The organism is Pseudescherichia sp. (genome assembly GCF_031998825.1).
Classification (GTDB): domain Bacteria; phylum Pseudomonadota; class Gammaproteobacteria; order Enterobacterales; family Enterobacteriaceae; genus Pseudescherichia.
Map to the genome: position 1 here is coordinate 1 of NZ_DAMACX010000001.1, position 19083 is coordinate 19083.

Sequence of the window (19083 nt, forward strand, 5' to 3'; positions counted from 1 at the left end):
ACATTTTCCTCAGTGTATGAGTAAAATGTGTCAACGCTATTCAGGACGGGTCACAGGCGAAAAAAAAGCCCGCATTTGCATGCGAGCTCTTCTTTAAATGTGGCGGTGAGAGAGGGGTTCGAACCCTCGATACGTTGCCGTATACACACTTTCCAGGCGTGCTCCTTCAGCCACTCGGACACCTCACCGTATTGTTTTTGCTGCCTTCCTCTCGGGGGCAACGGGGCGCTACTATAGGGAGTTGCGCTAAAACGGTCAAGCTTATTTTCTGCTTTAACGTGCGTTCGGTTAAGCCGTGAGCAAATGCACCAGAAGGGCACAAACCGTAGCCCCGGTAAGCAGAGCGCCACCGGGGGATCAGGGGCGGAGTGCTGCTCACTACCGGGGGGGATTGACTCGCTTCGCTCGCCGTTACTCGGCCCATCCATGGGCCTCGCCCCTTCGGGGCCAACGCAGGCGTTGTTCAAAAACGCTCCCGGCGTTTTTGTGTCGGGCAGCCCGCTCGCTGTGCTCCCGGTCTGTCCAACGGGCAGTTGCCCGTTGTCGAACCCCGGTCGGAGGTTCTCATCCCCCCGTAGCGAGAATATAAAAGAAAAAAGCCCGTACTTACGTACAGGCTCTTATCTGAAATATGGCGGTGAGGGGGGGGATTGACTCGCTTCGCTCGCCCTCCGGGCAGCCCGCTCGCTGTGCTCACGGTCTGTCCAACGGGCAGTTGCCCGTTGTCGAACCCCGGCCGGAGGTTCTTATCCCCCCGTAGCGAGAATATAAAAGAAAAAAGCCCGTACTTACGTACAGGCTCTTATCTGAAATATGGCGGTGAGGGGGGGATTCGAACCCCCGATACGTTGCCGTATACACACTTTCCAGGCGTGCTCCTTCAGCCACTCGGACACCTCACCATATTGTCTTCCCAGCATCGCTGGGACGGCGCTAATGTAGGGAAATCCGCTCCCTCCGTCAATCCTCTTTTTCAATAATTTAGCGCGTTTAGACAAACTTCAAGCAACGTGCTTTCTAAATATCCAGGAACTGTTTTTTTTATCATCAGTAACCTTTATCCCTGAGCGCAGAACAAATTTGTTATCCTCATCAATAGATAACAATTCAACTAAACCAAAGCACGATCGCATCTGGAGTCAGTATGGATATCATCTTCTATCACCCGTCTTTCGATACGCAATTTTGGCTGGAGAAACTCTCCCAGGCACTTCCCCATTCACGAGTCCGTGAATGGAAGCCGGGCGATAACGAACCCGCCGACTATGCGCTGGTCTGGCATCCTCCGGTAGAAATGTTGCAGGGCCGCAAACTGAAAGCCGTCTTTGCCCTCGGCGCAGGCGTGGACTCCATTCTTAGCCAGCTTAACGCCAACCCGGATATGCTGCCTGAATCCATTCCGCTGTTCCGCCTCGAAGACACTGGCATGGCGTTGCAGATGCAGGAGTATGCCGTGAGCCAGGTACTGCACTGGTTCCGACGATTTGATGATTACCAGGCGCAAAAACAGCAGGCCCGCTGGCAGGAGCTGGAAGAGTACCCGCGCGAAGACTTTACTATCGGCATTCTTGGCGCAGGCGTGCTGGGGTCGAAAGTAGCTGAAAGCCTTCAGGCATGGGGCTTTCCGCTGCGCTGCTGGAGTCGTAGCCGCAAATCCTGGCCCGGCGTTGAGAGCTTTGCTGGCGAAGCCGAGCTGGGGAATTTCCTTAAAGGAACCCGCGTCTTGATTAACCTTCTGCCTAATACCCCAGAGACCCAGGGCATTATTAACCTGGCGCTGCTGAACCAGCTGGCGGATAACGCTTATCTACTCAACCTTGCGCGCGGCGTGCATGTCGTTGAGGAAGATCTCCTCAAGGCGCTCGATAGCGGCAAAATGAAAGGAGCCATGCTGGACGTCTTTAGCAAAGAGCCTCTCCCGGCCAGCAGCCCGCTATGGGCGCATCCCCGCGTGGCGATGACCCCACACATTGCCGCCGTGACGCGCCCGAATGAGGCTATCGACTATATTGCCCGGACCATCACAAAGCTGGAGCAGGGCGAAACGGTAACCGGACAGGTTGACCGGATCCGCGGCTACTAGCACCGGGTTTTCATTAAAAAGGGTAATAATTCCTGTTATCCTTGCGCATTATTAACAGAGGAGAGCGTCATGTACCCCGTTGACCTGCACATGCATACCGTCGCCAGCACCCACGCTTACAGCACCCTCCACGACTATATTGCGATTGCCAAAAGCAAAGGTCTTAAGCTGTTTGCTATCACCGATCACGGCCCCGATATGGCCGATGCGCCGCACTACTGGCACTTCGTGAACATGCGTATCTGGCCGCGGCTGGTGGATGGGGTAGGGATCCTGCGCGGTATTGAGGCCAACATCAAAAATACCGCCGGTGAGATTGACTGCACCGGGCCGATGCTGCCCGCGTTGGATCTCATCATTGCTGGCTTCCATGAGCCGGTATTCGCGCCGCAGGACCAGGCGACGAACACCGAGGCGATGATTGCTACCATGGCCAGCGGTAACGTGCATATCATCAGCCATCCGGGCAATCCGAAGTATCCTGTCGATATACCAGCCATTGCCGCAGCGGCAGCGAAGTATAATGTCGCGCTGGAGATCAATAACTCCTCCTTCCTCCACTCGCGCAAGGGCAGCGAGGCGAACTGCCGGGCTATCGCCGCTGCCGTGCGTGATGCCGGAGGCTGGGTGGCATTAGGATCCGACTCGCATACCGCCTTTTCGCTGGGTGATTTTACCGAGTGTCGCAAGGTGCTGAATGACGTCGATTTTCCCGAAGATCGGATCCTTAACGTCTCGCCGCGCCGCCTGTTAAACTTCCTTGAATCGCGCGGAATGCCGCCGATTGCCGAGTTTGCTGAACTTTAATTTTTTAACGGAACCTATAATGAACGAGTTTTCAATCCTCTGCCGCGTGCTTGGCTCACTCTACTACCGCCAGCCTGAGGATCCGCTTTTAGCCCCGCTCTATACGCTGATCCGCGAGGGCAAGCTGGCAGCAAACTGGCCGCTGGAGCAGGATGAGCTGCTTGCCCGGCTGCAAAAGAGCGTCGACGATCCCGCTCTGGTGACGGATTACCACAATCTGTTCATCGGCGACGAGTGCAGCGTTGCGCCATATCGCCATGCGTGGCAGGAGGGGGCAAACGAGGCAGAGGTCAGAGCATTTTTGGCCGCCCGGGGTATGCCGCTGACCGATGTGCCAGCGGATCATTTTGGTACTCTGCTGCTGGCTGCCTCCTGGCTGGAGGATAATGCTGCGGAGGATGAGAGTGAGGCCCTGGAGACGCTGTTTGCCGACTACCTGCTGCCCTGGTGCGGAACGTTCCTTGGCAAGGTTGAAGCCCACGCTGTGACTCCCTTCTGGCGCACCATGGCATCGCTCACCCGAGATGCTATCGCCGCCATGTGGGATGAGCTTGAGGAAGAGTCCGCAGAGTAATGTGATTCAAATCACAATAACAATGTAACAATAATCGCCAGCTTGCAAATAACGTGCTGGCGATCTCATTTCAATGATGCGCTTCTGCTAAGATGCGCGCCATGAACATACTCTTCTCAATTGCATTAACAACGGGCATTCTCTCCGGCCTTTGGGGCTGGGTTGCCGTCTCACTGGGCCTGCTGAGCTGGGCGGGTTTCCTTGGCTGTACGGCCTATTTCGCATGCCCGCAGGGTGGGATTAAAGGGCTACTGATCTCCGCCTTTACGGTAATGAGCGGCGTAGCCTGGGCTCAGGTGATTATTTATGGCAGCGCATTAAGCCCACATTTGAGCATTGTCAGCTATTTGCTCACTGGCGTCGTAGCCTTCCTGATGTGCATCCAGGCAAAGAGTCTATTACTCTCCTTTGTTCCCGGCACCTTTATCGGCGCCTGTGCCACCTTTGCCGGGCAGGGCGACTGGCGAACCGTCGTCCCGTCGCTGGCCGTCGGCTTACTGTTTGGTTACGCGATGAAGAATAGCGGTCTGTGGCTGGCGAGCTGGCGCGAAAGAGCAGCCAGTGGCAGTACAAAAAAAAGCGTGGCGGAGGAGTCCGCCACGCTTCGATAGTGCTCAGGAGCGATTACGACTCTGGCGGCGTCGCCATATGGCGGTATTTCACCAGAATCGGATCTTCACTCTCTGCCTTGTTTTGCAGATCCCACAGTCCGCGATCGATACCATCGTTGATCAGGTAAATCACCCCGGTTTCAATCGCTGACATCAGACACAGCATGACGGGTTCGTTCGCGGTAAAGCCGACCTCACCCTCCAGCAGACGCTGGTAGTCAATGAAGCGGAACACCCCGGCCTGCACCTCATAGGAGAGGATCGTCTTGCTGGTATTGACCGACGACAGGATCTCCCCGGTACTCACGTTGACCACGCGCAGGTTAACCGCGACCTGGTCAAGCTGGTACTGGGTGTCGGCACCGATGCCAAAGTAACGTGCACCCACTCCACCGGACTTCACGTTGCTCTCATAGCCGATAATCGAGCCTTCGACCATCACGTTAGCTGCGGTCAGCGACTGAAGCGGGAAGCGGTTATTAACCGCCACCGTGCCGTTCTCCTGCGCCGCACGAATGATCTTCCGCTCGTTAAGCAGGTTCTGCAGTCCCTGACGCTCAAGCGGAATAAACCAGCGTGAATCCTTCAGCGCCGTAACCAGCATAGACGTGGCGCTCTGCGGAACGGCGGTGGAGAAGTTACTCGCCGGATAGGCTTTAAACTGTCCGGTTTCATCCTGAATATTATAAACAGAGACAAATATCTTACCGGTTGGCATCGGCAGATGGGTTAAATCTTGATAACTCTGGGCCCGAGGCATTAATGTTGGTTTGGCTGCTTCTTTCGGTGGTGCCGTTAAGCATCCGCTGAGTAAACAGACAGCCAGCATGGTGAGTAAGCGCTGCATAATTATTATTCCTGTAAAAACGGTAGCTGTGCTTTAAAAGTCGGTTGAACCACTTTGTAAACCCGACACCTCTATAGTGGATGTTTTCCCGGTTTTTCGATCTGTTACGTTGAGCTGAAGTTGTCCGTCGTTATTCGCGATATCAACAATAAAATCACTGGTGATCATTCTTCCCGGCTTGCCAGTATTGATATTGGTCAGTAATCCTCCCAGTACCTGAGACTGAATTGCCTGGGTAAAGTTATCCAGCGCTGAGGGTGTTTCTATTCCGTAAGTATCGTCATAATCCGGATCTTTATAGGAGTTTTGTGCCTGGGCGCTATTTAATAAAAACGCGCCGTTATTGGGGTTGCCACCAAAATTAGGATTGCGAAACTGAAAGGTCATATTTCCAGCCCATATTGATGGCGAGACAAGCAAAAGCGTGACTACGGCACAGGCAATACGCATGTGAGCCTCCGAAAGAAATTTATCGTGTTTTAGAATTCATCTCGCGCTAAATCGCCAGTACCAAGCAATGCTTGATCGATCTGCCGGCGATCCAGTGCTTCCTGGGTTTGCGCTATCGCGGCGTTGACGTTGTTGTCAAAGTCGCGTTTGGTAGGAAATAAAAACGTCTGGAATATTACGTCCTGATTGACCGTAATGGTTATCCAGCTTCCCCACCGTGCGCTGGGACGTTCATTGATGCTCAGGTTCCCTGTATAACTGCTTTCCCATTTATCACTAAAAGCACGATAAAAATCGTGTCCAACAGAAGAGACCGTACGATCGGTCAGCAATCCGGGAACTTCCACTTCGACAGCGCGCAGGTTCCCGGCAGCCAGCAGGAGACCTGCGGCTGCAAACCATGCAACGAACCGTTTCATGAGATTATCGCCTGAGGTTATCGTTAGCCCAGGAGACAGCCTGTGTACGATTTTTTACGGATATCTTTTTGAAAAGATTGTAGAGATGGGTTTTTACCGTATTTTCACTAATAAACAGCGAGCGGGCAATCTCATTATTCGATGCACCAATTCGCAATTTATTAAGGATCTCCTTCTCCCGGTGCGTGAGCAGCGCGGCTTCGGAGCTGTTGTAACGGTAGTTACCGGAGTGGGTAATGAGGTAGCTTGCCAGCTTCTGGGAGAAGTAGCACTCGCCGCGCTGTACGCTGAGAAGACCATCAACAACACGGGACTGATCTTCCGTCACATAGAAAACGCCGTTGATGTGCGGCCAGCTCTCTATGTCACGGAACGGGTACTCGTCCGGCGTATTCAGCAATAACAGCTTAACTGCATTGTTTTTCCTGCCTAAATTGTCCTGCCAGTAATGGATCAGCTTTTTATCTGCCTCCATCATGTCGAACAGAATCACGCTTCCGGGCGATATATCATCCAGAGAACGTTGAATATTATGCACTTTCCCCGAAAGAGAGAGGGACTGTTTCAGATGCTGCAGCAAGGCAGCAGCCTGTAGAGAAGGTTTAGTAATCAAGAGAATAGATTGACTTTGAAAACTCTGGACTTCATTAAACATAATAAACCCCGCTTGTTGGTACACCTGTCTTTTTCCCCAGGTCTTACTGGGTATCCAGAAGTACTGACAGATGTTGCACTGCTGTGTGTAATCAATAAGAGTGAGCCCTAAGGGCGAAATTTAACAAAAACTCAAACATACTGCTGATTTCAATCTAGCCATTACCAATCTTAAATCAAGTGTTAAACATGTAACAAAATGTAAAAGTAAATTTTAAAATGTAATATTACAGATTATTTGATGTATAAATTTCATGGAAAAGTTGTACAAATTAATGCTTTTGCATCAGATTTAAAAATCATACAAATTATTTTAACTTGCTGTTTTTAAAAGGAATATATGTTCATTTACAAGATTTTGATTTTTTTATGCTGCTAAATTTTATGAACTTGCGTTATCAAAATCAGGGTAGGGGTGAAAAAAGTTGCCTTGGTGATCGCAAAACCACAAAATTTTTATGCGTACCCGTATGTGGCTGCTACCAGGGCATAACTCAGTTCCGGTTGTTATAACGCTCAAACCTGTACCAAACTTCTGTCGCAAAATTTATTTTATGCATCATCTGGCTATTTTTTAGGACGTTAGCACTTTAAGGTGAACATATAGATAAAAATACCACTGCCGGGTGAGATATTATTAATATTTACCGTTACATACTCTTTTCCGTAACGCAGCGTTAACGGATGTAAAAATACGTTAATAACAGCGGAGCACAATATTTATCAGTGAAAATACTCCAGGTCCAGGTGACAACATGAAAAACAGAACGTTGATTATGGTGTTAACAATGCTGGGTGCGCCTGGGATAGCCGCCGCGTCAAGTTATGATCTGGCCATGTCAGAATATAACTTTGCGGTAAATGAATTGAGCAAAACGTCTTACAATCAGGCTGCGATAATTGGCCAGGACGGTACCAATAATAGCGCCCAGCTACGTCAGGATGGATCTAAAATGCACGCTGTTATCTCCCAGGAAGGGGCGAGTAACCGGGCAAAGATCGATCAGGCAGGAGCCTATAACTTTGCGTATATAGATCAGTCAGGCAGTGTCAATGACGCGAGTATAACGCAAGGTGCATACGGTAATACCGCAATGATTATTCAGAAAGGTTCGGGTAACAAAGCGAATATTACTCAGTATGGTACGCAAAAAACGGCAGTTGTAGTGCAGAGGCAATCACAAATGGCTATTCGCGTTATTCAACGCTAAATCCGTTGTGAAACTAATATATCAATCCGATGGGAGTTAACCATGAAATTCATTAAAGTGGCAGCATTGGCAGCGATCGTTATTTCCGGCAGCGCTTTCGCAGGTTCCGTTGGTCAATATGGTGGCGGCAGCTTCGGCGGCCCGAACTCTGAATTAAGCATTTTCCAGTACGGCAGCAATAACTCCGCACTGGCTCTGCAGACCGATGCTCGTGACTCCGATCTGACCGTGACTCAGCATGGCTCACGTAACGCCGCAGACGTAGGCCAGGGTTCTGATGACAGCTCTATCAGCCTGTCCCAGAACGGCTCTCGTAACAATGCCACTGTCGACCAGTGGAACAGCCGCCACTCTGATATCGACGTACGTCAATACGGTACCGCTAACGGCGCGCTGGTTAACCAGACCGCGTCTCAGTCTTACGTAGAAGTACGTCAGGTTGGCTACGGCAACAACGCAACGGCTAACCAGTACTAATTCTATCTGGTGCGAAAAAACAGGGCTTCGGCCCTGTTTTTTTATCAGGAGGCCGCCATGCACCCCTTTCTCTTAGTTGCCGCCCTGGCCAGCCAGATTACGTTTCTGACCGAGCGCCAACAGGATATCTATACCATTACCCCCCAGGTCGTTGTTACCCAGCCCTGCGTTTGCCAAATCCAGATCCTCACCGTACACGCGGGCGTAAGCGGGCAGAGCAATACCCAGCAGCGAAAAACCCTCACCCTGCAAGCTAACCAGCCGACCAAACTTGCGCGCCTGAGCATGAATATCTCGCCAAAAGATACGGTCAAAGTTGTCGTGACGGTGACCGACGGAGATGCCTTGCACCTCGTGCAGCAGTGGCCAGCTGAGCAATAAAGCAACAATATTCAGTGTAAAATCAACCTGCTGGATCGCTATACTGTCTGACCGAACGCCGTGTAATTTCTCCCGCCTGCCACACCCTGCTATACACTTAGTTGAAAGCGATGAGATAAGAGAGGCAAATATGCAATCGCGTATGGAGGTTATTCAGGGTGACATCACCACGTTACAGGTAGATGTCATTGTTAATGCGGCTAACCCCTCCTTAATGGGTGGGGGCGGCGTCGATGGCGCTATCCATCGCGCCGCCGGGCCAGCGCTGCTGGCCGCCTGTAAAGCCGTGCGGGAGCAGCAGGGCGAGTGTCCGCCGGGCCATGCGGTGATCACCCTTGCCGGGGCACTACCGGCGAAGGCAGTGATCCATACCGTAGGGCCAATCTGGCGCGGCGGTGAGGATCATGAGCAACGCCTGCTGGAAGATGCCTACCGTAATAGCCTGAAGCTGGCAGAGGCCAACGGTTATCACTCGGTGGCGTTTCCGGCAATCAGCACCGGCATCTACGGTTTCCCTAAACCTGCCGCAGCGGAGATCGCTGTCGCTACGGTTTCGGATTATCTAACCCGGCATCCGTCGATTGGTCAGGTATACTTTGTCTGTTATGACGATGAAAATGCCCGGCTTTATCAACGACTCCTCACCCAGCAGGGTGACGAACCAGACGCATAATACGCGGCTGGGGCGCGCTATCGCCCCTGCCCGGGCGGCCCATCCCGATGCGTGCGGCATTCTGGCGCTGGACAATAGCCTTGACGCCTTTGCTGCACGCTATCGGCTGATTGAGATGGCTGAGCGTACCCTGGACATTCAGTACTATATCTGGGAAGACGATATGTCCGGGCGGCTGCTGCTCTCCCAGCTGCTTAAAGCGGCCCGGCGGGGCGTAACGATCCGCCTGTTGCTGGACGATAACAACACCCAGGGGCTGGATGATATTCTGCGCAAGCTAAATGCCCATGACCATATCGACGTTCGTCTGTTTAACCCTTTCTCGTTTCGCCTCTTCAGGTCGCTGGGCTACCTTACTGACTTTGCGCGCCTTAACCGACGGATGCACAATAAAAGCTTTACCGCCGATGGTGAAGTTACCATTGTGGGCGGCAGAAATATTGGCGACGCCTACTTTGGCGCCGGGGAGCAGCCGCTCTTCTCCGATCTTGACGTGCTGGCGATCGGCCCGGTGGTGAGCGACGTGGTGGCAGACTTTGAACGCTACTGGACCTGCCAGTCGGTTTCCACGCTTGAGAAAGTGCTCGATATTAAAGATGACGATATCGACGGACATATTCAGGTGCCCGAGTCCTGGTACAACGATGAGACGGCACGGCGCTACCTCTCCAAGCTTGAAACCACCCAGTTCTCTACCCGCCTGGAGGCGGGAACGCTGCCTATGCTGTGGGCCAAAACTCGCTTGCTGAGCGACGACCCGCGCAAGGGACAGGGCAGGGCGCGCGAACATACCCTGCTGCCGCAGCGTCTGGTGAAGGTGATGGGGATGCCGCAGGAGCAGATTGATATCATCTCTGCCTATTTTGTTCCGACCCGCGCCGGGGTAGCGCAGCTGCTGCAGATGGTACGCAAAGGGGTGAAAATCGCCATTCTTACTAACTCGCTGGCGGCGAACGATGTGGCGGTGGTACACGCGGGCTATGCGCGCTGGCGTAAAAAGCTGCTGCGCCACGGCGTCGCCTTATATGAGCTAAAACCCACCCGGGAAGGTGGCCGACATATTCACGATCGCGGCCTGACGGGTAACTCCGGCTCCAGCCTGCATGCTAAAACCTTTAGCATTGATGGGGCAAAGGTGTTTATCGGCTCGTTTAATTTCGATCCCCGTTCGGCCATGCTCAACACCGAAATGGGTTTCGTGATTGAGAGCCAGCCGCTGGCGCAGGTGATCCATAAACGTTTTCAGCAGAGCCAGCGCGATGCTGCCTGGGAGCTGCGCCTTGACCGCTGGGGGCGAATTAACTGGATCGACACCAAGGACGGTCAGGAGCAGGTATTAAAGAAGGAGCCTAAAACACGTTTCTGGCAGCGAATGCTGGTGCGATTAGCCTCCCGGCTGCCGGTAGAGTGGCTCCTTTAACGCTAGTTTTGCACCTGTTTCGGCTGCGCTTTGCTCACCTCAGGCTTGCCGGAGAAGAGAAAACGCAGCAGCGGAATGCGCAGATGCACCTCATAGAGTGCAACGGCACAGCCCACCACAAAGATCAGCCCGCAGATAAAGCCCAGCGTATTCGAGTGAATATGCGGAGTGATCCATGCGCCAAAGAGCAGCGTCAGCGGATGGTGCACCAGGTAGATAAAGAGCGATGCGTTGACGAAGTAGGTTACTCGCGACGACTGGAAGTTAAGCAGCCGGTGCCCGAGGGAAAAGACCACGTTCACCATCCACAGCCCCATCACCATAGTAATCACGCTCTCCGTCTCATACATCCATGCATCGCCGCTGCCGTAGCGCTGGTTCAGCAGATAGGCCACAAAGGCCAGCGCTGCGCCCAGGGTGCAGCCCCACGACGGCGTAGTGAAGAGCGCCTTGAGCCGAGGCGTAATAAAGGTTAGTGCTCCCAGCACAAAAAACGGCAGATAGAACAGGGTCTGCATAACGGCAAAGTTAAACAGGCCGTCGCTGAGGATCGGCGGATAGAGAACTAACAGGGTGCGGCGCAGCGCGGCATACAGCACGCCAAGCAGAAGAAACAGCAGCGTTAGCTTTGGCAGGGTAAGCTGGTTTAGCAGCGCGTCCGGATCCGCCGCTACCGCCTGTTTGAGCTTACGGAACAGCACCAGTCCCAGCGTAGTCAGCACTACCAGCACCAGTAAAAACCAGAGGTGGGAAACCAGATCCCATACTAAGGTATTATACTTGTCATAGAGGGAGAGGGTGTGCCAGCTGTCAGCCTTGCCTTTAACGTGCTGAAGCAACAGGAACTGCGGCAGCGTTAACAGCGGGATAGCGGTCAGCATAGGGATGCCCACGCGCTCAACGCGTACTTTCCACCAGCGCTTCAAGGGATAGCGCAGATAGAGCATATAAGAGAAGTAGCCCGAGATAACAAAGAAGACCTGCATCCGGAAAGCGTGGATAAAGTCGTTAAACAGGGTCAGCCACCACGAAGGCGTAGCGCTGTTCACGTGCCAGACGTGGCTTGAGTAGATTAATGAGATATGAAAGGGGATGCCTAACAGCATCAGCCACGCGCGAATGGAATCCAGAAAGTATTCGCGCTGTGCGGGTATTTTACTCATATCACTCCGTGCAATATCAGACTTATCGCCTTATCCCTAAGGCCAGTTATGATTACATTCGTTGGCAACCCTACACTAAGCGTGGCGGCCTGTCTCCAGGATAAACGCGCAATTGGCAAGGTGTTGCTTTTATTTGCTTATCCACTGAGCCAGCGGCTGAACAAAGCGGGGATTAAGTTGTCGGATTGCCTGAAATACCATTAAAATAGATCGGATCGATTTAAGCACACAAAGGGGGAAGTGCTTAGTTATTATGAAACATAATCTACAAGTGATGAAAATGCGTTGGTTAGGCGCAGCGGTGCTGTTATCCCTGTACTCTTCATCGGGTTGGGCCTTTAACATCGATGACGTGGCAAAACAGGCGCAGTCGTTAGCCGCAAAAGGCTATGAAGCCCCGAAAAGCAACCTGCCCTCTGTCTTCCGTGACATGAAATACGCGGACTATCAGCAGATTCAATTCAATCACGACAAAGCGTATTGGAACAACGTTAAAACCCCATTTAAGCTTGAGTTCTACCACCAGGGTATGTACTTCGACCTGCCGGTAACCGTCAATGAAGTGACGGCGACGGCGGTGCATAAGATCAAGTACAGTCCGGACTATTTCAACTTTGGCAACGTCCAGCACGATAAGGACACGGTCAAAGATTTAGGCTTTGCCGGCTTCAAGGTTCTCTATCCTATCAACAGCAAAGACAAGAACGATGAAATTGTCAGCATGCTGGGGGCGAGCTACTTCCGCGTGATCGGTGCCGGGCAGGTTTACGGTCTCTCCGCCCGCGGCCTGGCCATCGACACGGCGCTGCCGTCCGGCGAAGAGTTCCCGCACTTCCGCGAATTCTGGGTTGAACGCCCGAAACCCACCGACAAACGCCTGACTATCTATGCCCTGCTGGATTCACCGCGCGCGACCGGAGCCTACCGGTTTGTGGTGATCCCGGGCCGTGACACCGTAGTGGACGTGCAATCTAAAGTTTACCTGCGCGATAAGGTCGGTAAGCTGGGCGTCGCCCCGCTGACCAGTATGTTCCTCTTTGGGCCAAACCAGCCGTCACCGGCGACCAACTTCCGCCCGGAGCTGCACGACTCCAACGGCCTCTCAATGCATGCCGGTAACGGGGAGTGGATCTGGCGTCCGCTAAACAACCCGAAACACCTGGCCGTGAGCAGCTATGCCATGGAGAACCCGCAGGGCTTTGGTCTGCTGCAGCGTGGCCGCGAGTTTAATCGCTTCGAAGATATCGACGATCGCTACGATCTGCGTCCGAGCGCCTGGGTCACACCGAAAGGCGAGTGGGGCAAAGGGAAAATCGAGCTGGTAGAGATCCCAACCAACGATGAGACCAACGACAACATCGTGGCCTACTGGACGCCGGATCAGCTGCCGGAAGCCGGTAAAGAGATGAACTTTAAGTACACCATCACCTTTAGCCGCGACGAAGACAAACTGCATGCCCCGGATAACGCGTGGGTCACGCAGACGCGCCGCTCAACCGGTGATGTCAAACAGTCCAACCTGATCCGCCAGCCGGACGGCACCCTGGCGTTTGTCGTCGACTTCACCGGTGAAGAGATGAAAAAGCTGGCGCAGGATACCCCTGTTACTGCCCAGGTCAGCATCGGTGATAATGGTGAAATCGTTGAAAACGCTGTGCGCTATAACCCGGTCACTCAGGGATGGCGTTTAACCTTACGCGTTAAGGTTAAAGACCAGAAAAAGACGACCGATATGCGTGCTGCGCTGGTGAATGCCGAGCAGCCGCTGAGTGAAACCTGGAGCTATCAGCTACCTGCCAATGAATAAGACAACTGAGTATATCGACGCGCTGTCGCTTTCCGCTGACGGGAAAGCGGCGCTGCCGACAACGGATCTGCGTGCCGTGCACGAAGCGCTGGACGCTGAGCATCGCCACTATGAGCGGGACGATGACACGCCGCTGGGTTCAGTTCAGGCGCGCCTTGAGCACGCCTGGCCGGATTCGCTGGCGGAAGGGCAACTGATTAAGGACGATGAAGGACGCAGTCAGCTAAAGGCGATGCCCGAGGCGAAGCGCTCCTCTATGTTCCCCGATCCGTGGCGTACGAACCCGATTGGCCGTTTCTGGGATCGCCTGCGCGGTCGCGACGTACCGCCGCGCTACCTGTCGCGATTGACTAAAGAGCAGCAGGCGAGCGAGCAGAAGTGGCGTACGGTGGGCTCTATCCGCCGTTACATTCTGCTGTTGCTGACCATCGCGCAGACGGTGGTGGCGACCTGGTACATGAAAACCATTCTCCCCTATCAGGGCTGGGCGCTGATTGCCCCGGAAGACATGATGGGGCAGGATCTGCTGGTCTCCTCTATGCAGCTTCTGCCCTATGTGCTGCAAACGGGGATCCTGATCCTCTTTGCGGTGCTCTTCTGCTGGGTGTCGGCCGGGTTCTGGACCGCGCTGATGGGCTTTCTTCAGCTGCTGATCGGCCGTGATAAATACAGCATTTCAGCCTCCACGGTGGGGGATGAGGCGCTTAATCCGCAGCACCGCACCGCGCTGATTATGCCGATCTGTAATGAGGACGTTGACCGCGTTTTCGCTGGCCTGCGTGCGACCTGGGAGTCGGTGAAAGCCACCGGTAATGCCGAGCACTTCGACGTCTATATTCTCAGCGACAGCTACAATCCTGATATCTGCGTGGCAGAGCAAAAGGCGTGGATGGAGCTGATTGCCGAGGTGCAGGGTGAAGGGCAGATTTTCTATCGCCGTCGCCGCCGTCGCGTGAAGCGTAAAAGCGGTAACATTGACGACTTCTGCCGCCGCTGGGGCAGCCAGTATAGCTACATGGTAGTGCTGGATGCGGATTCCGTCATGACTGGTGACTGCCTGTGCGGTCTGGTGCGTCTGATGGAGGCTAACCCGAACGCCGGGATTATCCAGTCTTCGCCGCGCGCCTCCGGTATGGATACCCTTTATGCGCGCTGCCAGCAGTTTGCTACTCGCGTTTACGGGCCACTCTTTACCGCCGGTCTGCACTTCTGGCAGCTTGGGGAGTCGCACTACTGGGGCCATAACGCCATCATCCGCGTGAAGCCGTTTATCGAGCATTGTGCGCTGGCCCCGCTGCCGGGCGAAGGCTCGTTTGCTGGCTCTATCCTCTCCCACGACTTCGTAGAGGCGGCTCTGATGCGTCGCGCCGGTTGGGGGGTGTGGATCGCCTACGATCTGCCTGGCTCCTATGAGGAGCTGCCGCCGAACCTGCTGGATGAGCTGAAACGCGACCGCCGCTGGTGTCATGGCAACCTAATGAACTTCCGGTTGTTCCTGGTGAAAGGGATGCACCCGGTGCACCGCGCCGTGTTCCTGACCGGGGTGATGTCCTACCTCTCTGCGCCGCTGTGGTTTATGTTCCTCGCGCTCTCTACGGCGCTGCAGGTGGTTCACGCCCTGACCGAGCCGCAGTACTTCCTGCAGCCGCGTCAGCTGTTCCCGGTGTGGCCGCAGTGGCGTCCGGAGCTGGCGATCGCGCTCTTTGCCTCGACCATGGTGCTGCTGTTCCTGCCGAAGCTGCTGAGTATCATCCTGATCTGGTGCAAGGGCACGAAAGAGTACGGCGGGTTCCTGCGCGTGACGGCGTCGCTGCTGCTGGAGGTGCTCTTCTCTGTGCTGCTGGCCCCGGTACGTATGCTGTTCCACACCGTGTTCGTGGTCAGCGCCTTCCTCGGCTGGGAAGTGGTCTGGAACTCACCGCAGCGTGACGATGATTCTACCCCGTGGGGCGAGGCGTTTATGCGTCACGGCTCGCAGATGCTGCTTGGTCTGGTTTGGGCAATTGGCATGGCGTGGCTGGATCTGCGCTTCCTGTTCTGGCTGGCACCGATTGTCGTCTCGCTGATCCTCTCCCCGTTTGTCTCGGTGATTTCGAGCCGCGCAACGGTAGGCCTGCGGACTAAACGCTGGAAGCTGTTCCTGATCCCGGAAGAGTACTCGCCGCCGCAGGTGCTGGTGGATACTGACAAGTATCTGACGCTGAACCGTGAACGGTCGCTGGAAAATGGCTTTATGCACGCCGTGTTCAATCCGTCGTATAACGCCCTGGCCACCGCCATGGCAACGGCCCGTCACCGTGCAAGCCAGGTGTTGGAGATTGCCCGCGATCGCCACGTAGAGCAAGCGCTGAACGAAACGCCGGATAAACTCTCCCGCGACCGTCGTCTGGTGCTGCTGAGCGATCCGGTGACAATGTCACGTTTGCACCACCGTGTCTGGTCCGCGCCGGAGCGTTATTCATCGTGGATTAGTGAGTACGACGCGCTGAAAACGAAATAAGTTTGCAACGCCCGGCGGCGCTGCGCTTGCACGGGCCTACAGAGTAAGTAGGCCGGGTAAGCGTAGCGCCACCCGGCAAAAGCAATACCGGCCCAGTAGCCGGTATTTTTATATGGGATAAACTATGCGGATAATCACTCTGGTGATCATGGCGATGCTACTTAGCGGATGCGGCAGTATCATCAGCCGTACTATTCCGGGGCAGGGACATGGGAACCAGTACTACCCCGGCGTACAGTGGGACGTACGCGACTCAAAGTGGCGCTACATCACCGTGCTGGATCTCCCTTTCTCGCTGGTCTTTGACACGCTCCTGCTGCCGATTGATGCGCATCACGGCCCCTACGAGTAATTAACGCTCGTCCCACTCGTCCGCTGCGGTACGACCCTCTTCGGTATCCAGCGGCGGTTGGAGCTGGTATTCACCCTCATCCCACTCGTGGAGGGTATTCTCTTCCAGCCACTCCTGGCGCAGCTCAATCTCGTCGAACTCGCCGTCAAAAACGCTCTGCGCGGCTTCGCCGGTCAATAATGGCAGGCACTCCCCATCCTCGCCCTCGTCGGCTAAAAATTCCACCTGCCACATGATCTCGCCATCCTGTAGCACATACTTTTGCATATTAAACTGCTGAACGTTGGCGCTCTCTTCGTCTAGCTCAGGACTGTTGGCCAGAAACTCTTCACGAGCAGCATCAATGGCTTCTTCCAGCGTGGCGTACATGGTCATTGGTTTCTCCCTGTGAAATTGACATGTTGTTCAGGGAAAGAATAGTTGAATCTGAGATTTTACAAGAACGATCGGGGAAAATAATTCAGGTGTGGGCGATGGGGATCGTAGGCCGGATAAGGCATTATGCCGCCATCCGGCGTTACGGGAATCAAAAGTTAGTAGCGTGACGGCACGCCTTCGGGACGAGTTTTAAAGCGGCGATGCAGCCACATGTACTGCTCAGGGGCCATCAGAATGCACTTCTCGACGATCTTGTTCATCCAGGCGGCGGTGGTTTCGGCATCGTCCAGCGGCGGTGACAGCTCAGGGTCGAGCATCACCAGCTCGTAGCCTTTACCGTCCGGTTTGCGGCGCGGGACAAAGGGCACCAGCGCTGCGCCAGAGAGACGCGAGAGCATCCAGGTTCCCGAGGTGGTGGCCGCCTGATCGACGGCAAACAGCGGCACAAATACGCTGGCACGCGGGCCGTAATCATGGTCCGGTGCGTACCAGACAACTTCACCGCTCTTCAGCGCCTTCACCATGCCTTTCAGATCTTTGCGATCGAGCATGCTTTTATTGGATCGCAGGCGTCCCCAGGTTTGCAGCCAGTCGATCACCGGATTATCGTTGGGGCGATAAACGCCAATGCCCGGCGTCTGCATGCCAAACATGCGCGCCCCCAGCTCCAGGGTTAAAAAGTGAACGCCGATCAGCAAAATACCGCGCTTTTGCCGTTGCAGCTCGTAGACAGGCTCAAAATTAATCACCTCCATCCAGCGGGCAAGACGTTTATCTGACCAGAACCAGGCCATACCGGTCTCCAGCAGGCCCATGCCGGTAGACTCAAAGTTTTTTACTACCAGCGCGTGACGCTCGTCAGGAGGCATGTCAGGAAAACAGAGCTCGAGGTTGCGCGTAGCAACGTGCACCCGGCGCTTCATTAAACGCATAGCCAGCCGTCCCAGACCCGAGCCCAGGCGGTAGAGGAACGGGTAGGGCAGCTGGACAATAAGCCATAACATCCCTATGCCGAACCACGTCAGCCAGTAGCGAGGGTGCAGCAACGCTGCTGAAAATTGCGGTAAATGCGTTTGGTCTTTCCTGTTATCCAACGCCTGTTCTCCTTTTTAATCGTTCTGGTGTGCAAATGTAACGTAAACGCCGGGGATGTAAATTAACAGTAATTGCTTTATGATGCTGCCCGATTTTCATTGATCATTCACCGATTGCAGGAAACGTACACCATGCCAGTGTTACACAACCGCATTTCGAATGAGGAGCTGAAGGCGCGTATGCTTGCTGAAACCGAGCCGCGCATCACTGTCTCATTCTATCAATACTTTACCATTATCGATCCACAGACGACACGCGATGCATTATACAAGGCCTTAACCGCGCTGAACGTATTTGGTCGCGTCTACCTGGCCCATGAGGGTATTAACGCCCAGATCAGCGTCCCGGAGAGCCAGTACGATGCGCTGCGCGCCTGTCTTTACGCTTTTGATCCTGCGCTGGACGGCCTGCGCCTGAACGTGGCTCTGGATGACGACGGCAAATCGTTCTGGGTATTGCGCATGAAGGTGCGGGACCGCATCGTGGCTGACGGTATTGACGATCCCACCTTTGACGCCAGCGACGTCGGTGAGTATCTCAAGGCCGCCGACGTTAACGCCATGCTCGACGATCCCGACGCAATCTTTATCGATATGCGTAACCACTACGAGTACGAAGTGGGGCATTTTGAGCAGGCGCTGGAGATCCCGGCGGATACCTTCCGCGAGCAGCTGCCGAAAGCGGTTGAGATGATGCAGGAGCATAAGGATAAAAAGATCGTTATGTACTGCACCGGCGGCATCCGCTGTGAGAAGGCCAGCGCGTGGATGAAGCACAACGGCTTTAACAAGGTGTGGCATATCGAAGGCGGTATCATTGAGTACGCCCGCCGGGCGCGGGAGCAGGGGCTGCCGGTACGCTTTATCGGTAAAAACTTTGTTTTCGATGAGCGGATGGGGGAGCGAATCTCTGAGGATGTGATTGCCCACTGCCACCAGTGCGGCACGCCGTGCGATAGCCATACCAACTGCCTGAACGACGGCTGCCACCTGCTGTTTATTCAGTGCCCGTCATGTGCGGAGAAGTATAAGGGATGCTGTAGCGAGCTGTGCCAGACGGAGCGTGAGCTGCCGGAAGAGGAGCAGCGTCGCCGTCGGGCAGGGCGTGAGAACGGGAATAAGATCTTTAATAAATCCCGCGGTCGACTGAATACCAAACTCGGCATTCCGGACCCGGAGTAA

Annotated in this window: 20 protein-coding genes and 2 tRNA genes; 13 read left to right on the plus strand and 9 right to left on the minus strand. The window is 54.3% G+C overall.

From position 1 onward, the window contains the following. Positions 1–100 precede the first annotated feature (100 nt). Together RTP97_RS00005 and RTP97_RS00010 are read right to left on the minus strand one after the other, a co-directional pair. Positions 101–188 (minus strand) — tRNA-Ser (locus RTP97_RS00005). Positions 189–814: 626 nt separating this feature from the next. After that, a tRNA-Ser gene (locus tag RTP97_RS00010) sits at positions 815–902 on the minus strand. A gap of 242 nt (positions 903–1144) precedes the next feature. Here RTP97_RS00010 and ghrA point away from each other — a divergent pair. The 4 genes from ghrA (at position 1145) to RTP97_RS00030 (ending at position 4075) form a co-directional block, all read left to right on the plus strand. Further along, entirely contained in the window at positions 1145–2083 is a 939-nt protein-coding gene (ghrA, locus tag RTP97_RS00015) for a glyoxylate/hydroxypyruvate reductase GhrA (RefSeq protein ID WP_312409730.1), read from the plus strand. Between the two features lie 69 nt (positions 2084–2152). After that, a complete protein-coding gene (locus RTP97_RS00020; RefSeq protein WP_312409731.1) occupies positions 2153–2890 on the plus strand; it encodes a phosphatase in 738 nt (245 codons plus the stop codon). A 19-nt stretch (positions 2891–2909) separates the two neighbouring features. Further along, on the plus strand, positions 2910–3464 hold the full coding sequence (locus RTP97_RS00025; RefSeq protein WP_312210708.1) for a molecular chaperone: 555 nt from the start codon (positions 2910–2912) through the stop codon (positions 3462–3464). 101 nt (positions 3465–3565) lie between these two features. Then, positions 3566–4075 (plus strand): DUF1097 domain-containing protein, encoded by a 510-nt coding sequence (locus tag RTP97_RS00030; protein WP_312409732.1) that lies wholly within the window; start codon positions 3566–3568, stop codon positions 4073–4075. 13 nt (positions 4076–4088) lie between these two features. Here the strand turns inward: RTP97_RS00030 and csgG are convergent, their stop codons facing one another. From csgG to csgD, 4 genes are read right to left on the minus strand one after another with little or no spacing between them, the layout of a single operon-like run. Beyond that, a complete protein-coding gene (gene csgG / locus RTP97_RS00035; protein ID WP_312228597.1) occupies positions 4089–4922 on the minus strand; it encodes a curli production assembly/transport protein CsgG in 834 nt (277 codons plus the stop codon). A gap of 33 nt (positions 4923–4955) precedes the next feature. Further along, the gene (csgF, locus tag RTP97_RS00040) at positions 4956–5372 is read right to left on the minus strand and encodes a curli production assembly/transport protein CsgF (protein ID WP_312409733.1); all 417 of its coding nucleotides are present in this window, start codon (positions 5370–5372) and stop codon (positions 4956–4958) included. Positions 5373–5401: 29 nt separating this feature from the next. Next, entirely contained in the window at positions 5402–5791 is a 390-nt protein-coding gene (csgE, locus tag RTP97_RS00045; RefSeq protein ID WP_312210716.1) for a curli production assembly/transport protein CsgE, read from the minus strand. Between the two features lie 4 nt (positions 5792–5795). After that, the gene (gene csgD / locus RTP97_RS00050; protein ID WP_042392665.1) at positions 5796–6446 is read right to left on the minus strand and encodes a biofilm master transcriptional regulator CsgD; all 651 of its coding nucleotides are present in this window, start codon (positions 6444–6446) and stop codon (positions 5796–5798) included. Positions 6447–7200: 754 nt separating this feature from the next. On the opposite strand from csgD, the gene csgB reads away from it, so the two are divergent. From csgB to RTP97_RS00075, 5 genes are all read left to right on the plus strand, one after another. After that, positions 7201–7656, plus strand: a complete 456-nt coding sequence (gene csgB / locus RTP97_RS00055) for a curli minor subunit CsgB (RefSeq protein WP_312409736.1) — start codon at positions 7201–7203, stop codon at positions 7654–7656. A gap of 42 nt (positions 7657–7698) precedes the next feature. After that, on the plus strand, positions 7699–8133 hold the full coding sequence (gene csgA / locus RTP97_RS00060) for a curli major subunit CsgA (protein WP_312409738.1): 435 nt from the start codon (positions 7699–7701) through the stop codon (positions 8131–8133). Positions 8134–8190: 57 nt separating this feature from the next. Continuing rightward, positions 8191–8514: a curli assembly chaperone CsgC gene (gene csgC / locus RTP97_RS00065; protein ID WP_312409740.1), complete on the plus strand. Its 324-nt coding sequence runs from the start codon at positions 8191–8193 to the stop codon at positions 8512–8514. Positions 8515–8644: 130 nt separating this feature from the next. After that, positions 8645–9187 (plus strand): O-acetyl-ADP-ribose deacetylase, encoded by a 543-nt coding sequence (gene ymdB, locus RTP97_RS00070; protein ID WP_103819491.1) that lies wholly within the window; start codon positions 8645–8647, stop codon positions 9185–9187. After that, the gene (locus tag RTP97_RS00075) at positions 9120–10607 is read left to right on the plus strand and encodes a phospholipase D family protein (protein ID WP_409455916.1); all 1488 of its coding nucleotides are present in this window, start codon (positions 9120–9122) and stop codon (positions 10605–10607) included. The genes ymdB and RTP97_RS00075 overlap by 68 nt, the downstream gene beginning before the upstream one ends. A 2-nt stretch (positions 10608–10609) precedes the next feature. Here RTP97_RS00075 and mdoC read toward each other — a convergent pair whose 3' ends face one another. Beyond that, positions 10610–11770 carry a glucans biosynthesis protein MdoC gene (mdoC, locus tag RTP97_RS00080; protein WP_312409742.1) on the minus strand — a complete coding sequence of 387 codons (1161 nt, stop codon included), beginning with the start codon at positions 11768–11770 and terminating at the stop codon, positions 10610–10612. A gap of 271 nt (positions 11771–12041) precedes the next feature. Between mdoC and mdoG the strand changes: the two genes are divergently transcribed. From mdoG to RTP97_RS00095, 3 genes are all read left to right on the plus strand, one after another. Further along, positions 12042–13577: a glucans biosynthesis protein MdoG gene (gene mdoG, locus RTP97_RS00085; protein ID WP_312410080.1), complete on the plus strand. Its 1536-nt coding sequence runs from the start codon at positions 12042–12044 to the stop codon at positions 13575–13577. Further along, positions 13570–16077 (plus strand): glucans biosynthesis glucosyltransferase MdoH, encoded by a 2508-nt coding sequence (mdoH, locus tag RTP97_RS00090; protein ID WP_312409743.1) that lies wholly within the window; start codon positions 13570–13572, stop codon positions 16075–16077. Before mdoG ends, mdoH begins: the two co-directional genes overlap by 8 nt. A gap of 124 nt (positions 16078–16201) precedes the next feature. After that, on the plus strand, positions 16202–16429 hold the full coding sequence (locus tag RTP97_RS00095; RefSeq protein ID WP_312210728.1) for a YceK/YidQ family lipoprotein: 228 nt from the start codon (positions 16202–16204) through the stop codon (positions 16427–16429). Here the strand turns inward: RTP97_RS00095 and RTP97_RS00100 are convergent, their stop codons facing one another. Both RTP97_RS00100 and RTP97_RS00105 read right to left on the minus strand, forming a co-directional pair. Further along, positions 16430–16804, minus strand: coding sequence for a MysB family protein (locus RTP97_RS00100; protein WP_312409744.1), 375 nt, complete (start codon positions 16802–16804; stop codon positions 16430–16432). Between the two features lie 158 nt (positions 16805–16962). After that, positions 16963–17901: a Kdo(2)-lipid IV(A) acyltransferase gene (locus RTP97_RS00105; protein ID WP_312409746.1), complete on the minus strand. Its 939-nt coding sequence runs from the start codon at positions 17899–17901 to the stop codon at positions 16963–16965. Positions 17902–18033: 132 nt separating this feature from the next. Between RTP97_RS00105 and RTP97_RS00110 the strand changes: the two genes are divergently transcribed. Then, positions 18034–19083, plus strand: a complete 1050-nt coding sequence (locus RTP97_RS00110; protein WP_312409747.1) for a rhodanese-related sulfurtransferase — start codon at positions 18034–18036, stop codon at positions 19081–19083.